Source organism: Nocardia carnea NBRC 14403 (assembly GCF_000308515.1).
GTDB classification, from domain to species: Bacteria; Actinomycetota; Actinomycetes; order Mycobacteriales; family Mycobacteriaceae; genus Nocardia; species Nocardia carnea.
Genome location: NZ_BAFV01000102.1, coordinates 1 through 6385, shown reverse-complemented (window position 1 = coordinate 6385; position 6385 = coordinate 1). Strand labels below are relative to the sequence as shown.

The following is a 6385-nucleotide window of genomic DNA, read 5'->3' as shown; positions in this document are numbered from 1 at the left end:
GACCACGTCTTATCTGCGCCCGCGCCGAGAGCATGACCGTTTGTTCCTGATCGTGTTGTCGGCAGCATAGTGGCGACAGAGACGCGAAACAATATGGCTGGCTGACGAATCTTCCCGGTGGATCGTCCGAATCAAGGTCGTTGGCTGTGGCGACGTGTCACTTGCCGCTGTAGACGGGAAAGACGCTGTGTTCGCCGTAGTCGCGGGCGCGCAGAGTGCGAAGTGTGTCCATGTCGTCGTCGGTGATCTCGAAGTCGAGTTGAGCGTTGCTGCGCATGTGGTCGGGGTTGGCGGTTTTGGGCAGTGAGACGGTTCCCAGTTGCAGGGTGTACCGGATGCACAGCTGTGGAACGCTCACCCCGTATCGGTCGGCCATTGCCGCGACGTCGGGGTTGTTCAGGATTTTCCCGTGGGCGATGGGTGAGTACGCCTCGACGAGGATGTTGTTGTCCTCGCAGTAGGCGATCAGCTCGGTCGGGGTGTTGCCCGCGTGGACGAGTAACTGGTTCACCTGCGGTGCGATCGTGGCGGCGGAGAGGATGTTGTCTAGGTCGTGCTGCTCGAAGTTGGAGACGCCGATCGAGCGGAGTTTTCCTGCGGTGTAGGCGTTTTCGAGCGCACGCCAGGCCTTGCGGTTGCCCTCGGCGTAGTCTCCCCGACCCCATGGCCCCGGATGTGTCCAAGCCGGTGAACTTCGTGCGCTTCTGCTTCCTCGACCCCCGCGCCCGCGATTTCTACCCCGACTGGGACCTGATGGCCGACGGCGCGGTCAACCTGCTGCGCACCGACGCCGGCCGCGACCCCTACGACCGCGGCATCTCAGACCTCGTCGGCGAACTATCCACCCGCAGCGACGAATTCCGGGTCCGCTGGGCCAAACACAATGTGCGCCTGCACTACACCGGAACCAAGACCTTCCACCACCCCGTCGTCGGTGAGATCAGCATCGGCTACGAAACCATGCCACTGCCCGCCGATCCCGGCCTGGTCATCAACTTCTACACCGTCGAACCCTCCACCCCGTCCGCCGACGCGATGCCCCTGCTCGGCTCCTGGGCCGCCACCAACATCCACACACCAACACGCGCGGACCAGCCTGCCACCGCCGACGATTAGCAGACCCCGACCGGCCGCGTCATCGACCCACCCCTGGCCCTCACAACGGGGGCCGGATCCCGTCGAGGATGAGGGCGGTGACTCGATCGGCGACATCGGGGGTGTGGGTTTGGGCGGCCTGGCAGGCGACGATGATCGCCTTGGCCTCTCGGACAGTCAGGTCGGCGCGGACGGTCCCGGCGCGTTGCGCGGCGGTGAGGAGTTCACCGAGCAGACCCATGAACCGGGCTTCGGTGTCAGGGGCGACGGTGTCGATGTCGATCCCGTCGCCGGCGATCGCCTGGGACAAGCCCTGATCGGCAGCGCCCCAATGCAGCGCCATCGCGCGGATGAACTCCGGCAGCGCCCGTCCGGGATCGCCCTCGTCGAGCAGTGCGCGCCCCGCGGTGACGATCTGGGTCAGGCGATGATCGATCACGGCGGCGAACAGGGCATTCTTGGTGGGGAAATGCCGGTAGACGGTGCCCGCACCGACTCCGGCGCGGCGCGCGATCTCATCGATGGGGATCGACAATCCCTCGGCGGCGAAGCTGCGGTAGGCGGTCTCGAGGACTGCTTCCCGGTTGCGGATCGCGTCCGCACGCAGCGGTTTGGGGTTGTCGGTCACGTGGATCACCTCCCGCACGCCTGACAAACGGGGCGCGCGTTCCGTATAGTTGAGATGCAAGCGGAGTAGTCGTTCCGTTTATCTGATACTACCGAGGAGGACTCTCATGGCGAAGTGGACCACCACCGACATCCCCGACCAGTCCGGACGTATCGCCGTCGTCACCGGCGCGAATTCCGGGCTGGGATTCGAAACGGCCACCGCACTGGCCGCCAAAGGCACATACGTCGTACTGGCCGTGCGCAACCTGGACAAAGGCAAGGCCGCCGCGGACCGGATCACCGCCGCAACGCCGGATGCCCGGGTGGAGTTGCAGCACCTGGATCTGGGATCGCTGGACGGCGTACGGACCGCGGCCGCCGAGATCAAGGCCAACCATCCCCGGATCGACCTGCTGATCAACAACGCCGGGGTGATGTATCCGCCCAAGCAGACCACCACCGACGGATTCGAGTTGCAGTTCGGCACCAACCACCTCGGACACTTCGCCCTGACCGGTCTGCTGCTCGACACACTGGCGCCGGTGCCGGGCTCGCGGGTGGTCACGGTCAGCAGCGTCGGGCACCGTATCCGCGCGGCGATCCACTTCGACGACCTGAACTTCGAGCACGGCTACAGCCGTCTGGCCGCATACGGTCAATCCAAGCTCGCCAACCTGCTGTTCACCTACGAACTCCAGCGGCGCCTGGCCGCCGCTGGCCAGGCCACGATCGCGGTCGCCGCGCACCCCGGCGGAGCGAACACCGAACTGGGCCGCCACCTGCCAGCGGTGATCGAGGTTCCCGCGATGAAGCTGTTCTCCCAACCCGCGGCGATGGGCGCGTTGCCGACCCTGCGCGCGGCGACCGACCCCGGTGTGACGGGCGGGCAGTACTACGGCCCCGACGGTCTCGCAGGCCTGCGCGGGCACCCGAAGCCGGTGTCGTCGAGCAAGCAGTCCCACGACCCCGAGCTGGCGCGACGGCTGTGGCAGGTCTCCGAAGACCTGACCGGCGTGCGCTACCTCGACTGACCGACTCGGCCGCACACGACAGAACAGGAACCCGATGCGCATCATCGTCTTCGGCGCCACCGGCATGGTCGGCCAAGGCGTCCTGCAAGCCTGCCTGCTCGACGACACGGTCACCGACGTGGTGATCGGCCGCACCGCCACCGGCCGCACCCACCCCAAGCTGCGCGAGCTCCGCCACGACGACTTCACCGACTTCACCCCGATCCAAGCCGAACTCACCGGCTACGACGCCTGCTTGTTCTGCCTGGGCACCTCCGCGGTCGGCATGAGCGGAACCGACTACCGCGCCATCACCTACGACTACACCCTCGCCACGGCCCACGCCGTCCTCGATGCCAACCCCGAGCTGGTGTTCTGCTACGTCTCCGGCGCCGGAACCGACAGCACCGCCACCTCGCGCATGATGTGGGCACGGGTTAAGGGCGAGACCGAAAACGCACTGCTCGCCCTGTCCGAACGGGCCTATATGTTCCGGCCCGCGTTCATCGTGCCCCTGCCCGGAACCCGGGCCAAGACCAAGGCCTACGTCGCGTTGTACCGGGTGGTGACACCGCTGTACCCGCTGCTGCGGCGAATCATCCCCGGCCATGTCACGACCAGCCTGCGCTTGGGACAGGCCATGCTCGCCGTCACCCGCGACCAGGGCCGGGAACGAGTCCTCGACACCGCCGACATCAACGCCGCCGCCGATTCCTGATGCGCGCCGCTGTGTCGCGGACCCGTAGCGACCGGTAGCCGGTGGGTCCGAACCGGGCGAGTCCGGCATCGATACCGACTCGCGTGAACTCGACCACCGGTGGATGGTGCCCCCGGTGCCGGGGGTCCGGGAACATCGACGACAAAAGTCACGCTTAGTGAGTTACCGCAGATAGCCGCGCACTATGTGCGGCAACATGGTCTCCGAGCTGGCGTAACTGCCCCCGGTGTCACGGTCGACTCACGAAACTATGTGCGGTAGTGCCCCGCTTCGGCGCGGCTCTCAGGCCGTGGCGAGCCAGGTACGTGCGGCGGTGACCAGCGCCGTCACTCCGAGCGGGAGGGTCGGTTCGATCGCCGGGGCGTAGTGCGGCGAATGATTGGACGGCACTCGCAGCAGGGCAGGATCGTTCAGGTCGCCGGTGGTGAAGAGGGACGGATCGCTACCGCCGAGCAGCCAGTAGGCCAGCGGCGCCTCCGCGCTCGTCGCCAGAATGCCCACATCCTCGCTTCCGGCGCCCGCGCCCGGATCGAGTACGTGGTCCTCGCCGAGCCGGGCGGCGAACGCGTCGAGCGTTCTGCGCAGAGCCGCGGGATCGTTGGATACCACCGGGAACCGTTCTGTCTCGGTGATCTCGGGTTCCTGCGGCGCGCCCGCGGTCGCGGCCATACCCCGGACGATACGGGTGACACCGTCCAGGATCGTCCGCCGGACCTGTTCGTCGTAGCTGCGGATATTGAGCTGGAGTTCGGCCTCACCCGGGATGACATTGGCCGCGTCGCCGGTATGCAGCGACCCGATGGTGAGCACCGCTGTGGCGGTACTCGGGATCTCCCGGGAGATGACGGTCTGTAGCCGCAGCACGGTTTCCGCGGCCATCACGACCGGGTCGATCGACGATTGCGGCATCGACCCGTGCGCACCGCGTCCGATCAGACGTACCCGCAGCGAATCGGAGGCGGCGTAGGCGGGACCGGGATGCGCCGCGACGGTTCCGGCCGGCAGCGGGGACACATGCTGGCCCAGGACGATATCCGGGCGTGGGAAACGGTCGAATAGGCCGTCTTCCACCATGGCCTGCGCGCCCGCGCCGAGTTCTTCGGCCGGCTGGAACACCACGACCAGCGTTCCGCGCCAGCTGTCGGCATCGGCGGCCAGCGCGTCGACGGCGCCGAGCAGGCAGGTGATATGGAGATCGTGACCGCAGGCGTGGGCCACCGGGACGACCTTGCCGTCCGATGTCGCCGTTGCCGTGCTCGCGTAATCGAGGCCGGTTTCCTCGGCCACCGGCAGCGCGTCCATATCAGCGCGCAGGAGAACGGACGGCCCGGGCCCGTTGGCGAGGACGCCCACCACTCCCGTCCGGCCGACCCTGGTCGTCACCCGCAGACCCCGCCGGTTCAGCCGATCGGCGATGATGCCCGCGGTCCGGTGTTCTTGGAAGCCGAGTTCCGGATGCCGATGCAGATCCTGATACAAGCGGGTCAGCGTGGGATCGACCGGGACGTTCTCATATGCACGCATAACTTCTCCCTCTGCGTTCTCATGGGGCCGCGAAGGCCGGGAAGTTGGGGACTGCGATGCCGGTCGCGGGGACCGGCGGGGTGGGCGGAGACCCGCTGGTTCCGCCCGTTGTCCAGGGCATTCGGTCTGTTGCTGCCGTGCCGGTGGCGCCGGATTCGCCGCCACCGTGTGCTGTCCATCCTGGCACGCCTGCCCGGCCTGCGCGGTGGCCTGCCGCCGATCGGAACCCCCGCCGGTCCGCACGCTGCAGAGTCCGGGGTAACGGGCACCGACAGGGCTTCGGCGATGGCGACGGGAATCGGCGGCGAGCACCACGGCACCGCCGATCTGGAACAAGGTCTGCACCAGACCCGACGCCAGGCCCTGTTCTGGGTCGGCGATGCCCTCGGTGGTCCTGTAGGGATGCTGGACACCTGAAACCCAGGCAGAACGAGAAACCGGTCTGAGGTAACTGCTCGCGTGACTTTTCTCGCGGATGTTCCCGGCCCCCCGTGCCCGACAGACCTGACTCAGTCCGGTTCGTATCGGGCCAAGCGGCGCCGGAGTTCCAGGTTTTCTCCGTGCACGGCTTCGAGTGCTTTGCGCAGCTCGGCGGTGTGATTGCGGTGGTCTCGCCGTTCGTCTTCGAGTCTTCGGGTCAGCGCGCGTACTGCTGAGGACGATCCGGTCGGTTCTTCGCCGGGTTGGCGCTGATAGCCGATGCCGGATTTGGCGCGGTGGCGCTCGATCCGAGGACGCAGTTGCTGGTGGCGGTAGAGGAAATCGGTGCTGACCCCGGCCTCGCGGGCGACCGCGGTGAATGAGATGGGCTGTCTGTTCTTGAGCATTCTCGCGAGCGCCTTCTGCGCTTGCTCGGCAGCATGCTCGGTCCGACGCGCCGTGGCGGCACGGAGGTGGTCGGGCAGGGCCGTCATGCGGATTCCTCCTTGGATTTGTCGCCGTCGGGCCGCAGCGGTTGGCGGCGTTCGAGTGTGCCGGCGCCGCGGACTGCGCGGACTTCGCCGTTGTCGTGGACAGCGATCTGGTCCAGGGCAATGAGGACTTTCCGTAGTGCTGTGGCCTCGCCTTGTCTGCCGTCGAGCCAGACGTTTCCGGTGTCCATCGGTTCGCCGTAGCGGGCGGTGAACTGCTGTTGGCGTTGGTCGATCAAGCGTTCGGTGTCGGTGAGTTGCCTTTGGAGTTCGCTGCGGTGGGACGCGTCGGTGACGAATTTGTCGCAGGTCAAGCACGCGTTTCCCTTGGTGCAGGATTGTTTCGGTGGTAGCAGGCACCAGCCATTGGGCAGGATCCGGTCGGCCCGGTAATCCAGATGCAGCAGGTCGAACAGGTCCTGCGGGTCGATCTCGGTTGCACGGCCGTCGGCGGTGACCTTCTTGAACCGCAGAAATTCCCGTTCGGCGACCTCGGTTCGGGTCTTGGCGTAATGCAT

7 protein-coding genes and 2 pseudogenes are annotated in these 6385 nt (G+C 66.8%); 4 read left to right on the top strand and 5 right to left on the bottom strand.

Features of this window, described 5'->3' with window-relative positions; genetic code table 11:
* Nucleotides 1-157 precede the first annotated feature (157 nt).
* Nucleotides 158-673: pseudogene (locus tag ON22_RS26825) on the bottom strand (aldo/keto reductase family protein); the annotation flags it as partial.
* Between ON22_RS26825 and ON22_RS36395 the strand changes: the two are divergent.
* Complete coding sequence (locus ON22_RS36395; RefSeq protein WP_231508804.1) at nt 664-1116, top strand: MmyB family transcriptional regulator; 453 nt, start codon at nt 664-666, stop codon at nt 1114-1116. The pseudogene ON22_RS26825 and the gene ON22_RS36395 overlap by 10 nt on opposite strands.
* Before the next feature lie 40 nt (nt 1117-1156).
* Here the strand turns inward: ON22_RS36395 and ON22_RS26815 are convergent, their stop codons facing one another.
* Complete coding sequence (locus tag ON22_RS26815; RefSeq protein ID WP_033247734.1) at nt 1157-1723, bottom strand: TetR/AcrR family transcriptional regulator; 567 nt, start codon at nt 1721-1723, stop codon at nt 1157-1159.
* Nucleotides 1724-1829: 106 nt separating this feature from the next.
* Here ON22_RS26815 and ON22_RS26810 point away from each other — a divergent pair, with 106 nt between their 5' ends.
* Complete coding sequence (locus ON22_RS26810; RefSeq protein ID WP_033247732.1) at nt 1830-2735, top strand: SDR family NAD(P)-dependent oxidoreductase; 906 nt, start codon at nt 1830-1832, stop codon at nt 2733-2735.
* Nucleotides 2736-2769: 34 nt separating this feature from the next.
* Nucleotides 2770-3432 (top strand): Rossmann-fold NAD(P)-binding domain-containing protein, encoded by a 663-nt coding sequence (locus ON22_RS26805; protein WP_033247731.1) that lies wholly within the window; start codon nt 2770-2772, stop codon nt 3430-3432.
* 282 nt (nt 3433-3714) lie between these two features.
* On the opposite strand, the gene ON22_RS26800 is transcribed toward ON22_RS26805, so the two are convergent.
* On the bottom strand, nt 3715-4956 hold the full coding sequence (locus ON22_RS26800; RefSeq protein ID WP_033247730.1) for an amidohydrolase: 1242 nt from the start codon (nt 4954-4956) through the stop codon (nt 3715-3717).
* A 108-nt stretch (nt 4957-5064) separates the two neighbouring features.
* On the opposite strand from ON22_RS26800, the gene ON22_RS26795 reads away from it, so the two are divergent.
* Nucleotides 5065-5373: a hypothetical protein gene (locus ON22_RS26795; RefSeq protein ID WP_156052502.1), complete on the top strand. Its 309-nt coding sequence runs from the start codon at nt 5065-5067 to the stop codon at nt 5371-5373.
* A 92-nt stretch (nt 5374-5465) separates the two neighbouring features.
* On the opposite strand, the gene ON22_RS26790 is transcribed toward ON22_RS26795, so the two are convergent.
* A complete protein-coding gene (locus ON22_RS26790; RefSeq protein WP_051158124.1) occupies nt 5466-5870 on the bottom strand; it encodes a DUF6262 family protein in 405 nt (134 codons plus the stop codon).
* Nucleotides 5867-6385 (bottom strand): annotated as a pseudogene (locus ON22_RS26785) (tyrosine-type recombinase/integrase); the annotation flags it as partial. The gene ON22_RS26790 and the pseudogene ON22_RS26785, both read right to left, overlap by 4 nt.

Coding starts and splice junctions, on each gene's coding strand:
- ON22_RS36395 (WP_231508804.1), top strand. CDS start 664: ATGGCCCCGGATGTGTCCAAGCCGGTGAACTTCGTGCGCTTCTGCTTC.
- ON22_RS26810 (WP_033247732.1), top strand. CDS start 1,830: ATGGCGAAGTGGACCACCACCGACATCCCCGACCAGTCCGGACGTATC.
- ON22_RS26790 (WP_051158124.1), bottom strand. CDS start 5,870: ATGACGGCCCTGCCCGACCACCTCCGTGCCGCCACGGCGCGTCGGACC.
- ON22_RS26800 (WP_033247730.1), bottom strand. CDS start 4,956: ATGCGTGCATATGAGAACGTCCCGGTCGATCCCACGCTGACCCGCTTG.
- ON22_RS26805 (WP_033247731.1), top strand. CDS start 2,770: ATGCGCATCATCGTCTTCGGCGCCACCGGCATGGTCGGCCAAGGCGTC.